Annotated in this window: 22 protein-coding genes; 6 read left to right on the top strand and 16 right to left on the bottom strand. The window is 70.2% G+C overall.

Annotated features, from left to right (window positions below; all coding sequences use genetic code 11):
* Positions 1 to 70 precede the first annotated feature (70 nt).
* Both ACWAT3_RS08020 and ACWAT3_RS08015 read left to right on the top strand, forming a co-directional pair.
* Entirely contained in the window at positions 71 to 1,513 is a 1,443-nt protein-coding gene (locus ACWAT3_RS08020; RefSeq protein ID WP_460797351.1) for a helix-turn-helix domain-containing protein, read from the top strand.
* Between the two features lie 20 nt (positions 1,514 to 1,533).
* The gene (locus ACWAT3_RS08015; RefSeq protein ID WP_460797349.1) at positions 1,534 to 2,184 is read left to right on the top strand and encodes an HAD-IA family hydrolase; all 651 of its coding nucleotides are present in this window, start codon (positions 1,534 to 1,536) and stop codon (positions 2,182 to 2,184) included.
* Positions 2,185 to 2,192: 8 nt separating this feature from the next.
* Here ACWAT3_RS08015 and ACWAT3_RS08010 read toward each other — a convergent pair whose 3' ends face one another.
* The 8 genes from ACWAT3_RS08010 to ACWAT3_RS07975 are packed head-to-tail and all read right to left on the bottom strand — an operon-like array spanning position 2,193 to position 10,257.
* Entirely contained in the window at positions 2,193 to 3,254 is a 1,062-nt protein-coding gene (locus ACWAT3_RS08010; RefSeq protein WP_460797347.1) for a winged helix DNA-binding domain-containing protein, read from the bottom strand.
* A 55-nt stretch (positions 3,255 to 3,309) separates the two neighbouring features.
* A complete protein-coding gene (gene murQ / locus ACWAT3_RS08005) occupies positions 3,310 to 4,245 on the bottom strand; it encodes an N-acetylmuramic acid 6-phosphate etherase (protein ID WP_460797345.1) in 936 nt (311 codons plus the stop codon).
* Entirely contained in the window at positions 4,235 to 5,125 is an 891-nt protein-coding gene (locus ACWAT3_RS08000) for a BadF/BadG/BcrA/BcrD ATPase family protein (RefSeq protein ID WP_460797343.1), read from the bottom strand. Before ACWAT3_RS08000 ends, murQ begins: the two co-directional genes overlap by 11 nt.
* A gap of 9 nt (positions 5,126 to 5,134) precedes the next feature.
* Entirely contained in the window at positions 5,135 to 6,232 is a 1,098-nt protein-coding gene (locus ACWAT3_RS07995) for a DUF998 domain-containing protein (RefSeq protein WP_460797341.1), read from the bottom strand.
* Between the two features lie 35 nt (positions 6,233 to 6,267).
* Positions 6,268 to 6,777: a phosphoribosyltransferase gene (locus ACWAT3_RS07990; protein WP_460797339.1), complete on the bottom strand. Its 510-nt coding sequence runs from the start codon at positions 6,775 to 6,777 to the stop codon at positions 6,268 to 6,270.
* 26 nt (positions 6,778 to 6,803) lie between these two features.
* Positions 6,804 to 7,649 (bottom strand): transglutaminase family protein, encoded by an 846-nt coding sequence (locus ACWAT3_RS07985; protein ID WP_460797337.1) that lies wholly within the window; start codon positions 7,647 to 7,649, stop codon positions 6,804 to 6,806.
* Positions 7,646 to 8,572, bottom strand: a complete 927-nt coding sequence (locus ACWAT3_RS07980; protein ID WP_460797335.1) for an alpha-E domain-containing protein — start codon at positions 8,570 to 8,572, stop codon at positions 7,646 to 7,648. Before ACWAT3_RS07980 ends, ACWAT3_RS07985 begins: the two co-directional genes overlap by 4 nt.
* The gene (locus ACWAT3_RS07975; protein WP_460797333.1) at positions 8,566 to 10,257 is read right to left on the bottom strand and encodes a circularly permuted type 2 ATP-grasp protein; all 1,692 of its coding nucleotides are present in this window, start codon (positions 10,255 to 10,257) and stop codon (positions 8,566 to 8,568) included. Before ACWAT3_RS07975 ends, ACWAT3_RS07980 begins: the two co-directional genes overlap by 7 nt.
* 191 nt (positions 10,258 to 10,448) lie before the next feature.
* On the opposite strand from ACWAT3_RS07975, the gene ACWAT3_RS07970 reads away from it, so the two are divergent.
* Positions 10,449 to 12,230, top strand: a complete 1,782-nt coding sequence (locus tag ACWAT3_RS07970; RefSeq protein WP_460797331.1) for a thiamine pyrophosphate-binding protein — start codon at positions 10,449 to 10,451, stop codon at positions 12,228 to 12,230.
* Positions 12,231 to 12,740: 510 nt separating this feature from the next.
* Here the strand turns inward: ACWAT3_RS07970 and ACWAT3_RS07965 are convergent.
* The 5 genes from ACWAT3_RS07965 to ACWAT3_RS07945 form a co-directional block, all read right to left on the bottom strand.
* Positions 12,741 to 13,355, bottom strand: a complete 615-nt coding sequence (locus ACWAT3_RS07965) for a response regulator (RefSeq protein ID WP_460797329.1) — start codon at positions 13,353 to 13,355, stop codon at positions 12,741 to 12,743.
* A complete protein-coding gene (locus ACWAT3_RS07960) occupies positions 13,352 to 14,446 on the bottom strand; it encodes a sensor histidine kinase (RefSeq protein WP_460797327.1) in 1,095 nt (364 codons plus the stop codon). The genes ACWAT3_RS07965 and ACWAT3_RS07960 overlap by 4 nt, the downstream gene beginning before the upstream one ends.
* Before the next feature lie 29 nt (positions 14,447 to 14,475).
* The gene (locus ACWAT3_RS07955) at positions 14,476 to 15,231 is read right to left on the bottom strand and encodes an ABC transporter permease (RefSeq protein ID WP_460797325.1); all 756 of its coding nucleotides are present in this window, start codon (positions 15,229 to 15,231) and stop codon (positions 14,476 to 14,478) included.
* A gap of 2 nt (positions 15,232 to 15,233) precedes the next feature.
* Complete coding sequence (locus ACWAT3_RS07950; protein ID WP_460797323.1) at positions 15,234 to 16,187, bottom strand: ABC transporter ATP-binding protein; 954 nt, start codon at positions 16,185 to 16,187, stop codon at positions 15,234 to 15,236.
* Positions 16,188 to 16,275: 88 nt separating this feature from the next.
* The gene (locus tag ACWAT3_RS07945) at positions 16,276 to 18,021 is read right to left on the bottom strand and encodes a Na+/H+ antiporter (protein ID WP_460797321.1); all 1,746 of its coding nucleotides are present in this window, start codon (positions 18,019 to 18,021) and stop codon (positions 16,276 to 16,278) included.
* A gap of 126 nt (positions 18,022 to 18,147) precedes the next feature.
* On the opposite strand from ACWAT3_RS07945, the gene ACWAT3_RS07940 reads away from it, so the two are divergent.
* Both ACWAT3_RS07940 and ACWAT3_RS07935 read left to right on the top strand, forming a co-directional pair.
* A complete protein-coding gene (locus ACWAT3_RS07940) occupies positions 18,148 to 18,582 on the top strand; it encodes an NUDIX hydrolase (RefSeq protein WP_460797319.1) in 435 nt (144 codons plus the stop codon).
* Entirely contained in the window at positions 18,579 to 19,400 is an 822-nt protein-coding gene (locus ACWAT3_RS07935) for an alpha/beta fold hydrolase (protein ID WP_460797317.1), read from the top strand. Before ACWAT3_RS07940 ends, ACWAT3_RS07935 begins: the two co-directional genes overlap by 4 nt.
* A gap of 381 nt (positions 19,401 to 19,781) precedes the next feature.
* On the opposite strand, the gene ACWAT3_RS07930 is transcribed toward ACWAT3_RS07935, so the two are convergent.
* The 3 genes from ACWAT3_RS07930 to ACWAT3_RS07920 form a co-directional block, all read right to left on the bottom strand.
* Positions 19,782 to 20,108, bottom strand: a complete 327-nt coding sequence (locus ACWAT3_RS07930; protein ID WP_460797315.1) for a TfoX/Sxy family protein — start codon at positions 20,106 to 20,108, stop codon at positions 19,782 to 19,784.
* A 49-nt stretch (positions 20,109 to 20,157) separates the two neighbouring features.
* Entirely contained in the window at positions 20,158 to 20,538 is a 381-nt protein-coding gene (locus ACWAT3_RS07925; RefSeq protein ID WP_460797313.1) for a VOC family protein, read from the bottom strand.
* A gap of 93 nt (positions 20,539 to 20,631) precedes the next feature.
* On the bottom strand, positions 20,632 to 22,488 hold the full coding sequence (locus ACWAT3_RS07920) for an FAD-dependent monooxygenase (protein ID WP_460797311.1): 1,857 nt from the start codon (positions 22,486 to 22,488) through the stop codon (positions 20,632 to 20,634).
* 153 nt (positions 22,489 to 22,641) lie between these two features.
* On the opposite strand from ACWAT3_RS07920, the gene ACWAT3_RS07915 reads away from it, so the two are divergent.
* Positions 22,642 to 23,349, top strand: coding sequence for an IclR family transcriptional regulator (locus ACWAT3_RS07915; protein ID WP_460797310.1), 708 nt, complete (start codon positions 22,642 to 22,644; stop codon positions 23,347 to 23,349).
* The last annotated feature ends 136 nt before the right edge of the window (positions 23,350 to 23,485 follow it).

The following is a 23,485-nucleotide window of genomic DNA, read 5'->3' as shown; positions in this document are numbered from 1 at the left end:
AGCCGAAACCGAGCTGACTTTCAGATGCCGAGACGTATAAGAATCTCATTTCTTTCGGTATGCTCAAGGAATGAGCGGCTCCGGCATCCATCTCACGACCCTTGGTCATCGCATCCGTCACCACCGCACCGCGCGCGGCTACACGCTCGACGAATTGGGAGCCATGGTCGGCGTCGCCGGGTCGCAGCTGAGCCTCATCGAGAACGGCAAGCGGGAGCCGAAGCTCTCGCTGCTGCAGTCGATCGCGCAGGCCACCGGCACCGAAGTCGCCGATCTCATCTCCGGCGAGCCGCCGAACCGCAGAGCGGCCCTCGAGATCGAACTCGAGACGGCGCAGGCGAGTCCAGTGTTCCGACAGCTCGGAATCGCACCGGTCCGGGTGACGAAGGGCACTTCGGACGAGACGATCGAGGCCGTCCTCGGCTTACATCGCGAGCTGCAGCGCCGCGAGCGCGAGGCGATCGCCACGCCGGAGGAGGCGCGCAGGGCCAACACCGAACTGCGACTGCGCATGCGCGCGCAGAACAACTACATCGGCGACATCGAGAAGCTCGCCGAGAAGCAGCTGCGGGCAGCAGGGCACGTCGCCGGCGCGCTGACGCACCGCACGGTGAGCATCATGGCCGAGAAGCTCGGATTCGAGCTCATCTACGTCGGCGATCTGCCGCACTCCACCCGCTCGGTGACCGACCTCGAGAACGGCCGCATCTATCTGCCGCCGGCATCCATCCCCGGCGGCCACGGCCTGCGATCGATGGCGCTGCAGGCGATGGCGCACCGTCTGCTCGGACACACTCCCCCGACCGACTACGCGGACTTCCTGCAGCAGCGACTAGAGATCAACTACTTCGCCGCGTGCTGCCTGGTGCCCGAGACCGCAGGCGTCGCCTTCCTGCAGCAGGCGCGCAAGGACCGCAACCTCGCGGTCGAGGACTTCCGCGATGCGTTCGGCGTGACGCACGAAGCCGCCGGCATGCGGATGACGAACCTGATGACGGAGCACCTGGGGATGCCGCTGCATTTCCTGCGCGTCGATGAGACCGGGGCGATCACCCGCGTCTACGAGAACGACGATCTGCCACTGCCGATGGATGTCACTGGATCCGTCGAGGGCCAGCGGGTGTGCCGCAAGTTCCAGGCGAGAGCGGCCTTCTCGCAGCAGAACCGCACGACGGAGCACCACCAGTACACCGATACGCCCTCCGGCACGTTCTGGTGCTCGACCCAGACCGGGTCGGCCACCGACGGCGAGTTCTCGGTCACGGTCGGGGTGCCGTTCGACGACGCGCGCTGGTGGCGCGGACGCGAGACGCCGGATCGCGCCGTGTCGACCTGCCCGGACGAGGCGTGCTGCCGCCGGGCGCCGAGCGAGATCGCCGACCGCTGGAGCGGCAAGGCCTGGCCGAGCGCGCGCGTGCACACGCACATGTTCTCGCCGCTGCCGCGCGGAGCGTTCCCCGGCGTCGACGACAGCGAGGTGTACGACTTCCTGGCGCGTCACGCGGCGGAGTGACGCCGCCGTACGCTGGAGGGATGACGATCACGCTGCATGCCCGCGCCGCCCTGCTCGACATGGACGGCACGCTCGTCGATTCGACCGCCGTCGTCGAGCGGCTGTGGCTGGAGTGGGCGCGCCCGCACGGCCTCGACGCCGAGACGGTGCTGCGCACGGTGCACGGCAGGCAGGGGCACCAGAGCATGGCGCTGCTGCTGCCGGAGCGCGATCATGCCGTGAACCTGATCGAGAACCAGGAGATGCTGCAGCGGGAGAGCGAAGACGTCGACGGCGTCGTGGAGATCCCCGGCGCTGCCGCGTTCCTGCTCGCCCTCGCCCCGTTCCCGCACGCGATCGTGACGTCGGCCGATCTGCGTCTGATGACCGCTCGGATGGGCGCGGCCGACCTCGCGGTTCCGGCTCTCGCGATCACGGCGGAGAGCGTGTCGCGCAGCAAGCCCGATCCGGAGGGGTTCCTGCGTGCCGCAACCGAGCTCGGCGTCGACCCCGGGGAGTGCATCGTCTTCGAGGACTCCGCCGCCGGCATCCGGGCGGGTCTGGATGCCGGGATGACCGTGATCGGGGTCGGCCCGCACGCGCCATCGTTCGACCCGTCCCATCACATCGGTGACCTCACCGCGGTGCGGATCACGGCAGCGGACGACGGATTCGACCTCGCGATCGGTTGAAGGACGCGTCACCCCTGAACGAACGCCGCGTAGCGAGCGAGCGCTGCGGCCACCTCGTCCTCCGGGATGTCGACCAGCAGCTCAGCCGTCGGATGCTCGGTGTGCCGCCCGACTGCCGTCGACTGCCGCCACGTGCCGATGATCTCCCCATCGGCCAGCAGGATCGGGCGGACCATACCGTTCTTGCCCGGCCCGACGGCGTCGAAGCGTTCGACGGGGCCGGCGATCGATCGGTCAGCATAGGAGATGTAGTACTCCTCGAACGATGCGAGGGCCTGGATGCCGGGCACGGCGCTGCGCCGCGGGCGGATCGGGGCCTGGAACACGCCGTCGTCGATCTCGTCCACCCGGTCGGCGGCTGCGGCTGCCGCAGCGCGCGAGGCCGTGAGCGTGAGCCCCGACCACCACGCGAAGTCCGGCACGGTCGCCGGCCCGTGTCCGTCGATGTAGCGCACGAAGAGCTCGGCCGCGGGGTCGGCAGGGGTGTGCGCGTCGGTGATGTGCTCCTCCACCAGCACGAAGTACTGCTCGCGGCTGACCCCGTCGGGACGCCGCACCACTGGTCCCTGACAGATGATGCCGCGGAGAGCGAGATTGCCGATGGAGTGGACTCCGCGCTGGCCCGCCGGATCGACCCCGATGCCGGAGAGCACGTCGAAGAGCTCGGCGCGGGTCAGCGCGTTACCGCCCCGCAGCGCCGCGCGCACCGCGTGTTCGACCGTCGCCTGCACCTCGGCGTCGAGACCGAGTTCCCGGTAGCGCGGCGCGGCGGCCTGCAGCTGGCGCGCACCGGTCACCTGCAGCATCCACCCGAAGTCGCGCGCGGGGACGATGTGCAGCGTGCCGCGCTGCGTCCAGGCCCGCACGAGCGTGCCGTCGTCGAAGAGCGCGTCCGTGCGGCTCAGTGTCGGCGCACCGCGGGTGCGCGAAGCGAGCGCCCAGCGTCCGCCCCAGAATTCCTGACTCTGCACGGCGAGCATGTGACTCGCCGTCTCCGCGAGGCTCGCTGCGGGCGCGGTCAGTCGATGAGAGCGCAATCGCTCGCGGCGCACCTGTGCGGTCGTGGTCACGATGACATCTTGGCGGATGCCGCGGACATCGCGCTCCGCTCAGCGCAGGTCCCGCTCAGCTCAGGGCGCTGATCGCGTCCCGCAGGATCCCGCTCGATTCGTCCAGCGCCCTGGCGGCAGCTGCGGCATCCGCACCGGTGGCCAGCATCAGCAGCGCGAGCTTGACCGAGCCGTCGGCCCGGCCAAGCGCCTCCGACGCTTCGTCGATGCCGACACCGGCCAGCTGCGCCACGGTGCGCACGCTGCGCACGCGCAGCTTCTCGTTCGTCGCGCGCAGATCGACCATCACGCCCCGGTAGGTCTTGCCCAGCTTGATCATCGAGAGCGTCGTGAGCATGTTCACGACGAGCTTCTGCGCGGTGCCCGACTTGAGCCTGGTCGATCCGGAGACGAACTCGGGCCCCGTGACGACCTCGATCGCGATGTCGGCTGCGGCGCCGATCGCGGAGTCCGCGTTCGCGGCGAGGGCGATCGTCGACGCGCCGGCTTCGCGCGCGTGCACGAGGCCGCCCACGACGTACGGCGTCCGTCCGGATGCCGAGATCCCGACGACCGTGTCATCTGCGGTCAGCGACAGCCGGTCGAGGTCGGCAATGGCGGCATCCACGTCGTCCTCGGCATCCTCAACGGCGGAGCGGATGGCCGTCTCGCCGCCGGCGATCACGCCGACGACCATCGACGGGTCGGTGCCGAACGTCGGCGGGCACTCGCTCGCGTCCAGCACGCCGATGCGGCCGGCGGTTCCCGCGCCGATGTAGATGAGGCGACCGCCGCGGCGGAACCGCTCGGTGATCACGTCGACGGCGAGCGCGATCTGCTCGGCACGCTCGGCGACAGCATCCGCGACGCGACGGTCCTCGGAGTTCATGGCCCGCACCAGCTCGATCGTGCCGAGCAGATCCAGATCCCCGCGGTCGGCGGTGTGCGCCTCGGTCGTCAGGCTGGACAGCTCGGCGAGCATCTCGGTGAAGCGGGAGGAGTCATCCGACACGGTGCAGGTACCTTTCGTGGGGAAGATCGGCGCGCGCCGCGAGCAGCAGCGCGCCGTCCAGGGCGTCCCCGCCGGCCGGCACGATCGTGCGGCCTGCGGCGGCGAGTGCGGTCTCGAGCGCCGTGCGGAACCAGCCGTGCTCGGTCAGTCCGCCGTGCAGGGCGACATCCGTCGTGGATCCGGAAGCCGCGACAGCGGATGCCGCGAGCAGCCGCACCGCGTCATCGGCGATCCCGCGTGCGACCGGATCCCCGGCCGCAGCGGCGTCCAGCACCGACGGCGCGAAAGTCGCGAGGCGACGTGCGGCAGGGACGGGACCGCCCAGCCAGGCGTGCACATCCGGGTCGGGGGCGATATGCGCCTGCAGGGCCTCGGACAGCACGGTGCGCTCCCCCAGCCCTGCGTGCGCCCGCAGCACCGCGCGGATGCCTGCGCGACCGAGCCAGGAGCCGCTGCCGAGGTCGCCGAGCTCAGGACCCCATCCGTCGATCAGCCGCACACCGTCGCCATCGACGCCGAGCGCGGCGGCTCCCGTGCCCGCGATCAGCAGCACACCGGTGCCGCCGCAGAGGGCTCCGGCGTGCGCGGTCACGACGTCGGAGGCGACGACCACGGATGCCGAGGTGCGCGTGGCGAGCTGCTCGGCGAGTCCGCGCGCCGCTGCGGGCGCCGCCCACGCGCCTGCGGCACCGACGCCGAGCACGTCGACGGCTCCCCCGGCAGCGTCCAGCAGCGGGAGGATGGCGTCCAGCGCCGCATCCACGCCGTCGGCGGCTGCGAGGCCGGGAGCCCCGACGCCGTCCAGACGAATCGGCTGCTCGGTGTCGGCGATGACGAGTCGGCAGCGCGTCTTGCCGAGATCGATCGCCGCTGCACGCATGGATCCAGTCTACGTTCGGCGCACCGGCATTCCGACGCTGGCGGTGCGCAGGAACACGATGATCCAGCTGAAGATGAGGATCGCGGCGATCAGCTCGACGGCCGTGAGGTTGTAGTAGCCGGTGGCGAAGAAGACGCCGAGCAGCGCGATCACCGCGACGTAGATGTAGCCCAGCACGACGAACACGCGCGACATCGTCGGCAGCAGCCACGGCAGCCCGATCACGACGGCGGCGAAGGCCACCGTCATCCCGGTGGCGACCGTGTTGTGCACGAGGAAGAACTCGTCGACGGGGAAGATGCCGACGCACGCCAGGAACACTCCGATCAGTGCGAGCGCGATCCGCACGAACCGGCGCCCGCGCTGCTGCTTCGCGGTGTCGACGGGCAGCTGGACCGTGGCGTACCGGCCGATCGTGGTGACGATGATGCCCGCGACGATGAGCGTGCCGTTGAAGATCCACGCCGACGCGTTGCTCGACATGCCGAGCGCCGACAGGTTGTCCTGCCACCAGAGCGGATCGGTCGCGGTGAGCATGCTCGCGAACGCGCCGACCACGAGGAAGATCGCCAGCACGAGCGACAGCGACATCGGGGTGAGCGCCGCGGCGCTCAGATAACAGACGTAGGCGGTCAGCGCGAAGGCCACGGCGACGAGGATCGCGCCGGGGAAGGCGAACACCGGCGCGTCGGTGAAGCTGCGCGACAGCAGCACGGCGATCCCGTCCCAGCCGAGCAGCGCCGTGGCTCCGTAGGCGAGGGCGATCGCGGCGCTCTCGTACCAGCGCACATGAGCGTACGGCAGCGAGAGTCCGTCCTGGCTCACGACCGGCCGCGCGCCGCGTGCGTGCACGCCGACGCGCGCAAGGGCGACGGCGAGGAGTGCGACGATCGCACCGCCGATCGCCACGAAGGCGCCGATCGACCCTGTCCCTGCGATCTCGAGCGTGCGGCCCCAGAAGCTGACGAACGCGACGGGGAACGCCACCAGGAAGAAGCCGGCGCCGACGAGCAGCGCGACGGCCTCCAGGGAGATCGTCGTCTCCCCCGGACGTCGGACGAAACGGCCGAGCCAATCGGTGACGGGATTCGCGTCGACAGTGTGCATGCCTTCACGATAGGGCCTGCGCGCGAACGCGCAGGTCACGCCGTCGGCGGCAGCCCCTCGTCCTCTTCGCGCACCGTGCCCTTGTACGACCACGGGAAGTCGATCCAGAGGTCGGTGTCCTTCCACGCGTAGTCCGGCTGGATGATCGTGGAGGGCTTGGTGTAGATGGTCACGGAGCGCACCTCGGCGCCGATGTCCTCGAGCAGGTGAGCGGCGAGCGCGAGCGTGCGGCCGGAGTCGGCGACGTCGTCCACGAGCAGCACGCGGCGTCCGTCGAGGTACGCCATGTCCAGTTCCGGAGGCAGCACGGCCGGCTCGTCCAGCACCGTCCCGACGCCGGTGTAGAACTCCACGTTGATGGCGCCGCAGTTCTTGGCGCCGAGGCCGTACGCGATGGCACCGGCGGGGAGCAGACCGCCGCGGGCGATCGCCACGACGACCTCGGGCACGAAGCCGCTGTCCAGGATGCTGCGGGCGAGGTCTCGCGTCGCCGCACCGAACCCGTCCCAGGTGAGCGTCTCGCGTTCGATCGCAGCGTCAGTCACTGGAGTTCCCCTCGTATCCGGAGCATTCACTCTAACCGCGTGACCTCGACCGACACGAACAGCTCGGAGCCGCTCGGACCGGCGTAGACGCCCCGCAGCGGCGCCACGTCGCCGTAGTCGCGGCCGTGTCCGACGTACACGTGCGACTCGCCGATCTCGACGAGGTTCGTCGGGTCGTAGCCGCGCCATTCGCCCGCGAACCACTCCACCCAGGCGTGCGACTCCCCCGTCACCGGCTGCCCGACGGGAGCCGTGGCATCCGGATGCAGATACCCGGACACGTACCGCGCGGGGATGCCGGCGGCGCGGAGCACCCCGAGCGCGACGTGCGCGATGTCCTGGCAGACGCCCGAGCGCGTCGGCCACGCGTCCCGCGCCGTCGAGTTCACACCGGTGACGCCGCTGCGGTACTCCATGTCCTTGCCGATCGTGCGGCAGATCTCGCGCGCCGTGATGTCGACCGATGCGCAGGCATCGCGCATCCGGTGCGCGATGGCGAGCATCTCATCATCCGGTTCGGTCGCCGGGGTCTGCTCCAGGCTCTCGGCCAGCTCGAGCGAGTTAGGGATGCGGGCGGCCAGCGCCTCCCAGTCGAAATCGACCTCGACCTGCGGGGTCGGTCGCACATCCACGATGCTCGTTGCGGTGACCGCGAGCTCCTGGTGCGGGGTGAGCACCTCGAACGTCGACACCCTCGTGTCGAAGTAGTCGACGTACGAGTGCTGGGTCGCGGCCGGAGAGATCTCCAGCGACGCCTGCAGCACGAACTGCCCCTCGCGCGAATGCGGCAGCATCCGCGCCTCGTTGTACGACGCCGTCGCCGGCGCGTCGTACGCGAAACCCGTGCGGTGCACGATGCGCAGGCGGCTCACAGCGCCTCCCCGATCCACACCGGCATCGCGATCGACGGGAAATACCGCTCCCTGATCGCGTCACTCGCCATCGAGACCCCCACCTGGACCTCCTCCATGCTCTCGGACAGCTGCCGGACGATGTCGCCGATCGGCCGGTACTCCAGTTCCGACCGCAGCCGCCCGAGCACCCGCTGCGCGCGGTCGACGCCGCCGAAGGCGACGGCGGGGTCGATGCCGCGCAGGCACTCCTCCGCCTTCAGGACGCTGGAGAGCACGGACCGGGGGAACAGCCGGTCGACCAGCAGGAACTCTACCGCCGATGCCGCCGTGGGAACCGCCCGGTGGCTGCGCAGGTGCGCCTCGTAGGCTCCGCAGCTGCGCAGCAGCGTCGTCCAGCTGGGCCCGCCTGCTTCGGTCAGCGAACGCGTCGCGAGCAGGCGCGCGGTCATGTCGGCGCGCTCGATCGCCCGTCCGAGCGAGAAGAAGTGCCACGCCTCATCGCGGCTGGTCGACGAGTCCACGACTCCGAACGCGAGGGCAGACCGATCGCGCACCCACCGGAAGAACGGGTGGGTGCGGTCGGAGGCGACCCGCCGCGGCATTCGGGCGTTGGTCTCGTTCAGCGTCTCCCACAGGTCGGTCGAGATGATCTCCCTGGCCCGTCGCGCGTTCTCGCGCGCCGAGGCAACGGAGTGCGCGATGGATGCCGCGTGCTCACGATCCAGGGCCAGCATCCGCACGACGTCGTCCCGTCCGAGCATCCGATCCGAATCGACGGTCGTGCCCATGACGGACAGCAGGGCGCGGCACGCGGTGTCCTCATCGACCCAGGGATCCTCGAGCAGCAGCTGCAGATGCACGTCGAGGATTCGGGCGGTGCCGTCACCGCGCTCGACGTAGCGGCCGATCCAGAACAGCGCTTCCGCGATGCGACTCAGCACGACGCCACCTCCTCGACCCGCTGCTGCTGCCGCCGCTGCTGCTGCTGTTGTTGCTGCTGGTGATGGCGCAGCTCGAGGTCCTCGTCCTGCGGCGACGACCGGAACGGCGTATGGGGTTCCTCGCGGGCGGCACCGAGGGTCGCCGTAGCCCCGGCCGCGAGGGAGACCTCGTCGGATGCGGCGTCCGCCGCGATCGAGATCGTGGTGGCGGCGGTGAGCACGGACGGATCCAGCACCCAGGTGTCCTTGGAGCCGCCGCCCTGACTGGAGTTCACCACCAGTTGCCCCTCCGGCAGCGCGACCCGTGTCAGGCCGCCAGGCAGCACCCACACGCCCTCGCCGTCGTTGACGGCGAACGGGCGGAGGTCCGCATGTCGAGGGCGGAAGCCGTCCTCGACGAGCGTCGGGATCGTGGAGAGCTGCACGACCGGCTGCGCGATCCAGCCGCGCGGGGCGGCCCGCAGCGCGAGGCGCAGCTCGTCGAGGGTCTGCTTCGAGGCATCCGGACCGACGACCAGCCCTTTGCCGCCTGACCCGTCTACGGGTTTCACGACGAGCTCGTCGAGGCGATCCAGCACCTCCTCCAGAGCATCCGGCTCCTCCAGCCGCCAGGTGTCCACGTTCGGGAGGACAGGCTCCTCCCCCAGGTAGTACCGGATGAGCTCAGGAACGTAGGTGTAGACGAGCTTGTCGTCGGCGACCCCGTTGCCCACGGCGTTCGAGATCGTGACGTTGCCCAGCCGGGCGGCGAGCATGAGGCCGGGGGCGCCCAGCACGGAATCGGGCCGGAAGTGCTGCGGATCCAGGTACTCGTCGTCGACCCGGCGGTAGATCACGTCCACGCGCGTCGGACCGGCGGTCGTGCGCATCCACACCCGACCGCCGGAGCAGAACAGGTCGCGCCCCTCGACGAGCTCGACGCCCATCATCCGTGCCAGCAGCGTGTGCTCGTAGTAGGCCGAGTTGTGAACGCCAGGCGTCAGCACCACGACCGTCGGGTCCTCGATGCCGTGCGGTGCCGCGGCACGCAGCGCCTGGAGCAGCCGACTCGGATAGTCCACGACCGGACGCACGCGAAGGCTCGTGAACAGCTCGGGGAGCGTCTGCGCCATCACCTGCCGGTTGGCCAGCACGTAGCTGACGCCGCTCGGCACCCTGACGTTGTCCTCGAGCACCCGCCAGGCCCCTGCCTCATCGCGGATCACGTCGATGCCGGCGACGTGGATGCGCACGCCGTTGGCGCCGACGATCCCCGCCGCCGCACGATGGAAGTGCGAGGACGAGCTGATCAGGGATGCCGGGATCACCCCGTCGCGCACCGCTGCTCGCTGCCCGTACACGTCCGCGAGGAACGCCTCGAGCGCCTTGACGCGCTGCGCGACTCCCGCTTCGACGTAGGACCAGTCGTCGGCGGCGATCACGCGGGGGACGACATCGAGCGGGAACGGACGCTCCTCCCCCGCGAAGTCGAAAGTCACGCCCTGCGCGAGATACGAACTCGCCAGCGCCTCGGTCCGCGCACGGAGCTCGGCGTCGTCCATCCGCGCCAGCGCCGGGTACATGTCGCGGTACGAGGGACGCACCTCTGCGCCACCGGGCACCGAGCCCGCCGGGAACATCTCGTCCCAGGGGGCGGCACCCCTACGGATCCGACCTGTGGCGTATCCCGTGAACAGCGACTGCATGAGGGCATGTTTCCGTGCCGGCGTTTCGCGAAGGTTTCGTCGTCGCGTCGCCCGTGCGTCAGGGATAGAATCTGCCTGTCCGGTCAGCAGACGCCGGTGCCCGAAAAAGGGGCACGAAGCCTGCGGCGATGACGCTGCAGGGCGAGACACATACGGAAACTCCTTCTCCGTCCGTGTCGAAAGGCCCTCGCATGCCCACTGTCTCCGCTCACGTCGCCCGCACTCTCGCGCAGCACATCGATGCCGTCTTCGGCGTGATGGGCAACGGCAACGCCTACTTCCTCGATGCCATCGAGAGGCAGACCTCGGCCGAGTTCACCGCCGTCCGCCACGAGCAGGGCGCCGTCGTCGCGGCCGACGCGCACTACCGGGCATCCGGCCGCATCGCCGCAGGAACCGCGACGTACGGCGCGGGCTTCACCAACACGCTGACCGCGCTCGCGGAATCGGTGCAGGCGCGCATCCCCCTCGTGTTGGTCGTCGGAGACGAGCCGACTTCAGGGCCCCGGCCGTGGGATGTCGACCAGATCGCGCTCGCCTCGGCCGTCGGCGCGCGGACCTATACGGTCGGACGAGCGGATGCCGCGGCCACGACCGTCATCGCGATCGAGCATGCGCTGAGGTATCGGGTGCCCGTGGTGCTGGCGATCCCGTACGACGTGGCGGCACTGGAGGTCGCCGAGCTCGACGACACGGCTTACGCCGACGGCGCCGGGCTGCGGCTGCCCGATCCGCTCGCGCCCGCCGGTGCCTTCGCCGCGGGGATGCTGGACGAGATCGCCGCCGCGCTGCGGGGCGCCGAGCGACCGTTCCTGCTGGCCGGTCGCGGCGCCTGGCTCGCGGATGCCGGAGCGGCGCTGGGCCGGTTGGCGGATGAGACCGGTGCGCTCACGGCATCCACGGCCCTCGGCAGAGGGATCTTCCCTCGTGGCGAGTTCGATCTCGGTGTGACGGGCGGCTTCGGGGCGGACGGCGCGATGGAGCTGGTGTCGCACGCGGACGTCGCCGTCGTGTTCGGCGCGTCGCTGAACCAGTTCACGATGCGCTTCGGAGAACTGTTCTCGCCGGGGACGCGGGTCTACCAGGTGGACGTCGCACCGGCCGCGACGCACGCGCACGTGAGCGGGTACGTGCGCGGCGATGCACGCCTCGTGGCGGAGGAGCTCGTCGCGCGGCTTCGGCTCGGGCGCCCCGGCGAGCACGAGCGTCGGAGCGGGCGCCCCGGCGAGCACGAGCGTCGGAGAGATCCGCGTGCTTCGGACGAATCCGTCGAGAACGGTCCGGATCCGCGTAGATCTCCGAGCGAAGCGTCGGGGGCATGGCGCGAGAGCGTCGACGTCGCTGCCGCCCGCGTGTATGCCCCGGGCGATGACGTGGTCGCGGATGGCCGACTCGACCCGCGTTCGGCTGCGCGGCGGATCGCGGAGCTGCTTCCGGAGGACCGTGTGGTCGTCTCGGACGGCGGCCACTTCCTCGGTTGGGCGAACATGTACTGGCCTGTCGCATCCCCCGACCGGATGATGATGATCGGCACGGCGTTCCAGGCGATCGGCCAGGGCTGGCCGAGCGTCGTCGGCGCGGCGCGTGCGCGCCCTGAGGCCACGATCGTGCTCACCTCCGGAGACGGCGGCGGGCTCATGGCGATCGCGGATCTCGAATCCGCCGTGCGCGCGGCCGATGGGCGCGGTTGCGCGGTGATCTGGAACGACGCCGCGTACGGCGCCGAGGTGAATCTGTACGGCCTGAAGGGCCTCGCCGAGGAGCCGATGCGCATTCCCGAGGTCGATTTCGCCGCCTTCGCCGGCGCGGTCGGAGCCGAGGGCGTCGTCGTGCGGTCGCTCTCGGACCTCGACCGGCTCGGCACCTGGACGGTGGAGGATGCCGAGACCCGGCGATTCCTACTGCTCGATCTGCGCATCTCCGGCGACGTGATCGCGCCGTATCAGCAGGAGATCATCCGCGTGAACTCCTGACCAGCCGTGGCTCGCCGGTCCTGGCAGTTCGCCAGGTCCCCACGGCCGTCGCGGCTCACCGGGCCCCACGACTCACCGGGCCCCGCGGCTCACCGAGTCCCACAGTTGAGCTGGCCCGGCCCCGGCCCGCACCCCGGCGTCGCCCACAGCCCAGTACAGTTGCACGACTCGGGAACGCCCGCACGACCGAGAACCGATTTCCGGCCGTGCATCCGTTCCCGCGTCGTGCACCTGTGCCCGAGCACGCGACGGCACGGCACCGCCCGCACCCCGTCGTCGCCCGCACCCCGGCGTCGCCCGCACCCCGGCCCCGGCCCGCACCCCGGCGTCGCCCACAGCCCAGTACATTTGCACGACTCGGGAACACCCGCACGACCGAGAACCGATTTCCGGCCGTGCATCCGTTCCCGCGTCGTGCATCTGTGCCCGAGCACGCGAAGACACGGCACGCGACGGCACGGCACGGGCACATGGCGGCCCCAGATGGCGGACCGGCGAGCACAGCGTCGCTCAGATCCAGCCGCGGTCCTGCGCGATGCGCACCGCCTGCGCACGGTTCGCGGCGCCGGTCTTGCCGATCGCCGACGACAGGTGGTTGCGCACGGTGCCAGCGGACAGGAACACCTCGGCGGCGATCGCGGCCGCCGCTCGACCATCCGCGGCGAGCCGGAGCACCTCGCGTTCACGCTCGCTGAGCGGGTTCGCCCCGGTGAACAGGCTCTCCTCGACGAGCGCCGGATCCAGGACCCGGTGACCCGCGTGCACGCGCCGCACGGCATCGGCGAGCTGTTCGGCCGGAGTGTCCTTCACGACAAACCCGCTCGCCCCGGCATCCAGAGCCTGCCGCAGGTAGCCGGGGCGGGCGAACGTCGTGACGACCAGCACCCGCGTGCCCTCGTTCGCCTGCCGGATCCGTCTGGTCGCGTCGATGCCGTCGGCGCCGGGCATCTGGATGTCCATCAGGCACACGTCCGGCGCGAGCTCGCTCACCAGGCGCACCGCCTCGTCGCCGTCCGCCGCGGCTCCGACGACCACGAGGTCGCCTTCGAGTTCGAGCAGCGCGGCGAGCGCGCCGCGCACGAGCGCCTGGTCGTCGGCGATCACCAATCGGATGCTGTCGCTCACCACGTCACCTCCACGACCGTGCCACCGGCCGGTTCGTCGTCGACCGTGAGCCGCGCCCCGGCGGCGGCCGCCCGCTCCCGCATCCCCCGGATGCCGTTGCCCTCGGGGCCGCCGCGCCCTCGCCCGTCGTCGACGATCGACAGCTGGCCGGTGGCCACGCGGACCTGTACACGGGATGCCGCGGCATGGCGCAGCACGTTCGTCGTGGCCTCCCGGACGATCCAGGTCGCGGTGAGCGCCTGCGCGGGCGACAGCGCCGCCGGGTCGCCGTCGACCACGACTTCCACGCCGGCAGAACGGAGGGCGTCACCGCTGGCGGCGAGCTGGTCGGCGAGCGCGACCGGACGGACTCCGGACACGGTCGCTCTGACCCCTGCGATCGCTTCGGCAGTGAGGGTTTCGATGTCCGCGAGTTCGGCCTTGGCGCGCTCGGGGTCGGAGTCGATCAGACGCCGCGCGAGCTGCGACTTCAACCGCACGACGGTCAGCGAATGCCCGATCAGATCGTGCACGTCTCTGGCGACGGCCTCTCGGCCCTCGCTCGTTGCCAGCTCGAGGCCGAGGCGCTCGGCCTGGGCCGAGCGGTTGATCAGCGTCGTCGACACCGTGTTCACCACGGCCAGCAGCGCGATGATGATGAGCAGCGAGACGTAGCCGAAGCCGCCGGGGCTGAGCAGCACGAACAGGGCGGCGATGATCAGGGCCACAGCGATCGTGATCCAGTGCCACACGACGGTGAGCCCGTACGAGGCGAACGACATGATGAACGGCAGGAAGCTCAGCACTGCACCGCCGACCGCAGGGAACGACAGCAGCGCGCAGACGATCAGCCCCGCATAGAAGAGCCAGGGTTCGGGCCCGGCCGGTGCGCCGATCCGCCGCCCGCTGCGCATGCCCCGGAGCGCGCCGACGACGTAGAGCACGATGAAGACCACGAGAGCGACCCAGCCGACGATGATCCAGCCGGTCGCCGCATCCGACCGCACCAGCGCCACCACCGGGTAGATCAGGAAGACCAGCCAGACGAGCGCCATGAACGTGGCGAACCGCTCCCACGGCTGCTTCACTCCGGCGGCGTTGTCAGGGGCCATCGTTCCCACCTTGCCAGATCCGTCGTGCGTCAGCGGCGCGAACGCGCACGCCTTACGCCGGCGGACACGAGCAGGACGAACACGATCAGCCAGGCTGTGATGTTCAGCAGCACCGCCCACAGCGGGTCGCCGCCGCCGGTGGTCAATGCCCCCTCGGTGAGCGGCCAGCGACTGAGCGCCACGTAACCGTACAGCGGCGTGAAGCGGGCGATGTCGAGCATGACACCGCTGAGCGGCATGAACACGTTGCCGAAGAACGCGAAGAACGTCAGGGAGATGGATGCCAGGGCGGCTGCGGAATCCGAGGGGAAGAACAGACCGACCCCGAGGCCGTAGAGCCCGTACATCAGGCCGAGGCCGAGGATGATCCCCGCGCAGGCGGCCCATCGCCAGAGGTCATCGGCCGCGGCGCCGGTGAGCACCCCGGCGGTGAAGACCGCGATGAGGGCGAGGGCGGCGAACGCCACGGCGGTGATGAGCTTGGTCGCGGCGTACCCGGCCGTTCGGAGCGGGGTCATCGCGAGCTGACGCCCCCAGCCCTGCTTCGCCTCGGCGGCGGCGAGAGAGGTCAGCGAGCTCATGGCGATGGCCGTGCCGTAGGCCGCCATCGAGACCATGACGTAGAACGAGACGTTCCCGTGACCGGCGGTCTGCCCGCCGTACGAAGCGCTCGCGCCGAACAGCAGGTACATCACCACGGGCATCGTCAGCGTGAACGCGAGCGTGTAGGGGTTGCGCAGCTGACGGACGCCCTCGATGCGCAGCATGGTCGGTGAGATGAGCATGATCAGTCCTCCGTGAGAGCGGTGAAGGCGGTTTCGAGGGTGGGAGCGGTGATCTCCAGATCGCTGGCACCCGATGCCAACAGGACGCGCGCCGCCGCATCCGAATCGATGGCGCGGAGGCTGACGCGATCGGCGTCGCGGCGCAGGTCGGTGACGCCGTCGTGTGCGCCCAGCGCAGCGAGCGCCTGTGCGGCATCAGCACCATCGGGCAGCGTGGCCGAGACGAGTCGCGCGCCGAGACCTGCGCGCAGCTGCGCGGTCGGCGCATCGGCGACCACCCTGCCCCGGTGCATGACGACCGTGCGGTGAGCGAACTGCTCGGCCTCTTCGAGGTAGTGCGTCGCGAAGACGATGGTGCGCCCGGCCGCGGCATCCGCGCGCATGACGTCCCAGAAGTGGCGACGGGCCGTGACGTCCATCCCGGCGGTGGGCTCGTCGAGGACGAGGATCTCGGGATCGGCCGCGAGGGCGAGCGCGAACTTGATGCGCTGCTGCTCGCCGCCGGAGCACTTCGACACGCGGCGGCGGGCGAGGCCGGCGACGTCGGCACGTTCGAGCACCTCCGGCACCCTGACGAGCGCGGCGCGGCCGTAGAGCGACGCCACCAGGCTCACGGTCTCGCGGACGGTGAGGTCGGACAGCAGCCCGCCGGTTTGCAGCACGGCGGCGATCGCGCCCCGCGCCGTCGCCTGTTCCGGGCGCTCGCCCAGCACGCGGACCGTGCCGGCGCTCGGCTCGGAGAGCCCGAGCAGGATGTCGAGCGTGGTCGTCTTCCCGGCGCCGTTCGGGCCGAGCAGCGCGACGACCTCGCCGCGCGAGATGCGGAGCGTGACGTCGTCGACCGCCCGGACCCGACGGTCGCCGTGCCCGAAGTGCCGGCGGAGCCCGGCGACGTCGATGACGGCACCGGCGTCCGTGCCGATCGACGCCGGCTGCGCCTGTGTGATGGTGTTCATGCCTCCAGCGTCGCGCCAGTGCCGAGGCGTGCGCCGGAGGGCGATGTCACGACCTGGACATGACGCGTGTCATGTCCAGGTCATCGACTCAGTCGATCTCTTCGATGCCCTGCAGGCGCACCTGCTCGAGGTCGAGACGGGCCGACAGGCGGCGCACGACGAGATCGTCGACGGTTCCCGCGCGTCTGAGTCCGAGCAGGACCTCGCGCTTGTGGTCCAGCAGGACGAGCTTCAGGCGCGAGTACTGGTCGTGGCGCACGAGCGGCGAGCGCTGCATCAGGTCGACGTCGGCCGATGTCGCCACGATCTGAAGGACGCGGCCGTCGTTCGCCGATGCGCTTCCCGCGGGCTCCGCGAGGGTGTCAGGTGCGCCTGGTGCCAGCGGATCGGGCGCCGCCAGCATGTCCTCCATCGCCCCGACCTCCGCGTCGATCAGCGCCCGCTCCCTCGCCATCGCCCGGGCGTTCGCGAGCTCGAGCGCCTCGTATCCGTCGCGGCGGATCCGATCGCGGACGTCATCGCTGATACCGTGTTCGGCGGCAAGGGCGTCCAGGGCGGACATCGCAGCGCCCGAGATCGCACGCTCGGCGAGCTCGTACTCCTCGTCCGCGGCGTGATCGACCGGGAACCCTGCCCAGCGGACGACGGCGGGCAGAAGCGGCCCCTGCACGAGCAGACTGAGCAGGATGACGCCGGCGGTGACGAAGATGACCTCGTTGCGTCCTTCCAGCGTCGACCCCGTGGCTGTCGTGAGCGGCACGGACAGTGCGATGGCCAGAGACACCGCTCCCCGCATACCGGCGACCGTGCTGACCAGCTGCGCCCGCGTGCGCAGGCCGCGCGGATGCGCGGTGCCTCCGCCGATGCGCTGGAACGGGACGGAGAGGAGCTGGAACAGGAACCGCACGATCAGCAGCGTCGCCCAGACGGCGAGGGTGACGAGCACCAGCCTGCCGACCTCGCGCAGCGACGTCTCGTGCACGACCCATTGCACCTCGAGTCCGATGAGCACGAACAGCGCGCCGTTCAGCAGGAACACCCCGAACGGCCAGACCGCCTCCGCCTGCCTGCGCGATGCCGCCGTGCTGATCTGCGGGCTGATGTACGCCGCGATCAGACCGGCCACGACCACGGCGAGCACGCCGGAGGCATGCATCATCTCGGCGATCAGGAAGGCGGTGAACGGCACGAGCAGCAGCGCCACGTTGATCGTGATGGTCGTCCGCACACGTCGCAGCAGCAGCCAGGCGGCGGCCGCCACCGCGACGCCGGTCACGACGCCGCCGGCGTACGAGACGATCACGGTCCATGTGACCGACAGCGGCGTCACCTGACCGCCGACCGCCAGGGATACGGCGATGGCGTACAGGACGAGTGCGGTGCCGTCGTTGGTGAGGCTCTCGGCCTTCAGCTTCATGAAACTGCGCTGCGGCAGCAGTCGTCCGAGAGCGGCGACGGCTGTGGCGTCCGGTGGCGCGACGGCGGCTCCGAGAATGAGGGCGATCTCCCACGGCATCCCGAACAGCACGGCGACACCGGCGACCGCGAAGGCCGAGGCGACCACGAGAAGAGTGCTCATCGGCAGGATGTACCGGAAGTCGCGGCGGATCGATCGCAGCGACGTGGTGAGGCTCTCCCAAAAGAGCATCACGGGCAGGAACAGCAGCAGCACGGTCTCGGGCGGAAGCTGCACCTCACGCAGCTCGGGCACGAACCCGAGCAGCAGGCCGAAGACGACCAGCACCAGCGGGAGCGCGAGGCGCACGCGCGGCGCGAGCATCGTCCCCACCAGGATCGTCAGTCCGAGCAGGACTGTGATCTCGAGACCTTCCATCCGACCCCACCATCTCTGCCGCCGCGTGACGGTCCGCGAACATGCTCACAACACAGCGCCCGTCGACGCCAGGGTATTCCCGGCGCCGACCGCCGTCGAGAGATCGGCACGACGTAGGCTGAGCGGATGCCGCGGATCCGGAACATCAGTGTGGGCCTGCCTGTGAAGGACGGGCATGTCCTCGTGCTCGTCGGACGGGACCAATCGATCGGCCAGGACTTCTACCGTGCGATCGGCGGCGGCATCGAGTTCGGCGAGCGCGCCGATGAGGCGCTGCGGCGCGAGTTCATGGAGGAGCTGGGGGTCGCGCTCGACGGCTCCCGTCTGCTGGCCGTGACGGAGAACATCTTCACGTACGAGGGCGAGCCGGGGCACGAGATCGCGCACGTCTTCGCTGTGGACTGCGCCGGGCTGGATGCGCTGCCTCTGGATGCCGAGCTGCGCATCCTCGACGAGGGCTCGCCCGTGAGATGGCTCCCCATCGACGACCTGCGGGAGGGCACGCGGCCGCTGTTCCCGGCCGGAGCCCCCGACGCCGTGTTCGCGCTGGTCGACGGATGACGCCCTCCGTGCAGAGACTCGCGCGCGAGCACGCCGAGATCGCGTTCGTCGATCACGGCGGGGACGGTCTTCCCGTGGTGATGTGCCACGGCGCCGGTATGGACCGGACCATGTTCGAGGCGCAGAGCGCGGCGCTCGCGGCGGCGGGGTTCCGGGTCATCTCCTGGGATCTCCCCGGGCACGGCGAATCCACGCTCACCGCGGCATCCCGCTTCACGGCCGCCGACGCGCTCGATGACCTGACTGTTCTCCTGGACGCGTGCCAGGTGGACTCAGCTGTGCTGGTGGGTCACTCGCTCGGAGGCAACCTCGCGCAGGCGTTCGTGCGCGCGCACCCGGAGCGGGCGGCGGGGCTGATCGTGATGGATTCGACGTGGAACGCGGGCCCCCTCTCCTGGTGGGAGCGCCTCGCGCTGCGGCTCGCGGCGCCGTCGCTGGCGTTGGTTCCGGCGCGCCGGCTCCCCGGCCTCATGGCGCGGGCGTCGGCCGTCTCGCCGGAGGCGATCGCTCGGACCGAGGCGGTGTTCGCCCGGATGCCGAAGTCCGTCTTCCTGGATGTCTGGCGCGCCACGGTCTCCTTCGTTGATCCTGATCCCGGGTATCGCACGCCCGTGCCGCTCGGCCTCGTGCGCGGCGCGCTCGACCGCACAGGGAACATCGCGACGGCCATGCCCCGGTGGGCGCGGACCGAGGGCGTCATCGAGCACGTCGTTCCGGATGCCGGGCACATCGTCACCTGGGATGCGGCGGAGGCGAGTTCGCGCGTGCTGCAGGACGTGCTCGAAGGGTGGGGATCGGCGGGTCGCGGCGAGGGGTAGGTGACGCGTGGGCGACGCGCAGGCACCGCGGGCCGCCGATGCGTCACGGCGTCGCGGTCGCGCCGTCCCTGCGGCTGGCCGAGCGAGCGACGCCACCGGAGTCGCTCGGCAGCGGGCTGTTGCGACCGTGTGGATAGCACTCGCGCGGCGGCGCCACCAGCACCGATAACGGTGTGCCGCTGTGCTTCTGGCATCACCGCACGATCGACCACTCCGGATGGCAGATCCGAGTGATCGAGGGCAGACCCAGATCCGCGGCCCCGCCTGGTGGGACCCCGCCCAGCAGTGGCGCAGTCCGCGGCCGCTCCTTCCGGAGTGGGTCGGCGGGTAGCTCGGGAGCCGAATGAGATGCATCGGGAGGATGCTTCGTGAGAACGGCAACTACTCCACCCGACCGGTCACAGCACGGTTGTGCACCATAGCGACGGCGAGCCAGTCTGCGAGCAGGTGATCGTCCGCGATCGCTGCAGGCGCGACCTCGATCCACCCCGGTCCCATCGCCCGCCCTGCACCCATCTCGGCCTGCGCTGCACCGGGCCTCGTGAGCAGCTCCTGATGCTGATCCGCTGCGACCCGCACGCGCAGCGCCCCATCGCGCTGCGCGGCGACGACCATCTTCTCGTTCACCATGATCGATCGTCCGCCGAACATCGAGACCTCACGTACGGTCGGCTCGGCAGCGAGCAGGCTGCGAAGGCGCTCGACCAACGCAGCCTGCTCGGGCGACTCCGCCCTCACGACGCACGCCCCCTTCGCGTCAGCTCTGCGCCGAGTAGTCGGGCAGTTCCTGCAGCGTCCACGTGTTGCCGTCCGGATCGTCGAACGTGACGAAGCGACCCCACGCCTGCTCGTCGACACCCTGGGCATCCACGCCCACGTCGCGCAGCTGCGCCATCGCGGCATCCGCATCCGGTACGACGACCTGGATCGTGTTCTGCTGACCCGGCTCGAGATCGATGCCCATCCCGGTTCCGAACGCGATCGAACACGCCGATCCGGGCGGCGTCATCTGCACGAACCGCAAGCCTTCGTACGGTGTCTGATCGTGGTCGGCGTTGAAGCCGATCTTTACGTAGAAGTCCTTCGCCCGGTCGACGTCTGTCACCGGAACGAAGATCAGCTCGATCTTCCAATCCATAACGCACACACCTCCACGGCGAGACCATCCCGCCCGACACCACGCTAGGCCCGGCCTCCGACACGCACCAGACCCGGAACCATTCCCGCCGGACTACGCAGCAGGCAGGAACACACCGCCCAAGAACTCCGCCAGCTCCGCCACAGCGCCCAGCGGCAGGATCGCCGCCACGTACTGGTCCGGGCGCACGACGACGACGACGCCATCTCGCGACAGCTTGCGTGCTGCGAAGACATCCGTCGCCGTCCACTTCGACGGCCCCGCCGCGTACACCTTCTCCCAGTCCGTCAAACCGAGCGGCCCCGTCGTCGGCTGGAACAGCGCAGGCACCGACGGGAACTCCACCTCCTCGAACGGCTGCTGGTAGATCGCTTTGACGTCGAACACGGCATCCGCATCGGCATCCGACGGCGTGAAGCGGGCGAACACCTTCGTCGCCGCCGCAGCCCACGAAACCAGCGCCGAACCGTCCCGGTCTCCGAACGCGTACACGCGCCAGCGGCCATCCGCCCTCGCGTGATGACCGAGGTGCACGACGTTGCCGTCGCAGACGCGCACGACCTCGGCCGACTTGAACCGCTTGCCGAGCGGAAACCCCGCCGCGAGCGCCTGATGCGCATCCGACGCGATGAGCATCGAGGGGCCGTACTGCGTCATGAACCCCGAAGGGAACTCCGCCGTCGCCAGGTAGTACGTGGCCAGGTCGGTGGGATCCGAGATCTCCTCCGGCTTGCGCGCCATCAGCGACGACCACTCACGATCGAAGTCGATCAGCTGCTGCGCCACCGGCCGGCGCTCCGCACCGTAGGTCGCCAGCAGCGTCGCAGGCGACCGCCCGGTGAGCACGGCACCGAGCTTCCAACCCAGATTGAAGCCGTCCTGCATCGACACGTTCATTCCCTGTCCCGCCTTCGCGCTGTGCGTGTGGCAGGCGTCCCCGGTCAGGAACACACGAGGCGTGCGCCCTGACCCGTCGATCACGTCGTCGAAGCCGTCCGTGACGCGGTGCCCCACCTCGTAGACGCTGTGCCAGGCGACCTCTTTCACGTCGATCGAGTACGGATGCAGAATGGCATTGGCCCGAGCGATGATCGTCTCGATGGGTGTCTCACGCACCCGATGCGCGTCGTTCTCCGCCACCTCTCCGAGATCGATGTACATCCGGCTGAGATAGCCGCCCTCGCGCGGGATGTGCAGGATGTTGCCCGCCGCGGCGTTGATCGCGCACTTGGTGCGCCAATCGGGGAAGTCCGTGTTCACGAGCACGTCCATGACACCCCAGGCGTGCGCTGAGATCCCGCCGACGTGCATGCGCCCGATCGCCTCGCGGACGCCGCTTCGCGCACCGTCGCAGCCCACGACGAACTTCGCCCTGATCGTCCGCTCTCCACCGGCATCCCGCACCCCGACCGCGACCGGGAACTCGCCGTCCTCGTGCGTCCTCAGACCCACGAACTCGACCCCGTAGTCGGGAGCGATCCGCCCTGGCCCGTGCGCCGCGGCCTCCGCGAAGTAGTCCAGCACGCGCGCCTGATTCACGATGAGGTGCGGGAACTCGCAGATGTCATACGCGTAATCGGCAGTCCGCGTCGTGCGGCGGATGTTCTCGGGATGCTCCGGATCGGGACCCCAGAAGTTCATCCACCCGATGTTGTAGGCCTCCGCCATGATCCGCTCCGCGAACCCGAACGCCTGGAACGTCTCCACGCTGCGGGGCTGGATGCCGTCGGCCTGGCCGAGTTCGAGCCGCCCGGCGCGCTTCTCGATGATCCGCGTGGTCACCTCGGGGAACTGTGACATCTGCGCTGCCAGCAGCATCCCAGCCGGCCCTGAGCCGACGATGAGCACATCGACCTCGTCCGGCAGCCGACTCGGACGGTCGACTCCCGTGCCGGATTCCGGCAGCACCCGCGGGTCCTGCGAGACGTAGCCGTGGTGGTGGAACTGCATCGTGTCCTCCTCGGACGACAGTGTCGAGGGTGCGTCCATCCCTTGCGGAGGACGTTCAGTGTGTTCTATATTCGAACACACTGTTCTACTATTGAACAGATCGTATACGAAGCGGATGCCGGCGGACAAGCCTGCCCGAACGACAGGACCTCCATGGCCGGCTCGCCGAATCACACCCCCGCCTCGCAGACACTCAGTCGCGGCATCCGAATCCTCGAGATCCTCGCCGACGCGCACGAGCCGCTCATGATCGACGACATCGCGACGCGCCTCGGAGTGCACCGCTCCGTGGCCTACCGACTGCTACGGACGCTCGAAGAGCACGCGCTCGTGAGCCGCGACTCCGGCGGTCGCGTGCAACTCGGCGCCGGACTCGCCGCGCTGGCCGCCGGCGTCGCCCACGACCTGCAGGCCGAGGCGCTCCCCGAACTCACTGCCGTCGCGAACGAGCTCGGCGTCACCTGCTTCCTGACGGTGCTCGACCACGACGAGTGCGTGACTCTCGTGAGCATCGAACCTCGCCACGCGGTCAATCCCGTCGCGCAGCGCCCCGGCACGCGGCATCCCGTCACGCGCGGCGCCCCGGGCAAGGCGATTCTCGCGCAGCTGGGGCCGTCAGCGCGGCGGGCTCTGCCCGCTGCCCTGACGGACGAACTGGATGCCGTCGCCGCGAACGGCTATGCCACCAGCCACGACGAGGTCATCCCGACGTTGCGGTCGGTCGCCGTCCCCCTGACGGTCCGAGGACGCGGGCCGGCAGCCATAGCGGTCGTCTTCGTGGCGAGCAGCCATGACGATGACGCCATCGCCGCCAGGCTCACGCGCTCGGCGAACGCCGTGCGCGAGGCGCTCGGCGGGTGAGCCCCCGCGCTCTGACATCCGCCTCCCGCGCGCTCGTCGCGTCGGAGAGATCCCGGGGGTCGGAGCCAAGACTGCGGAAGCATCCGACGAAGGGATAAGTCCGACCGAGCGCGTCGCCCGTCGGCGCCGTCGGTGA

This window comes from Microbacterium sp. GXF0217 (genome assembly GCF_054798195.1).
The sequence above is the reverse complement of the archived record's forward strand: the minus strand, read 5'-3'. Positions and strand labels throughout refer to the sequence as shown.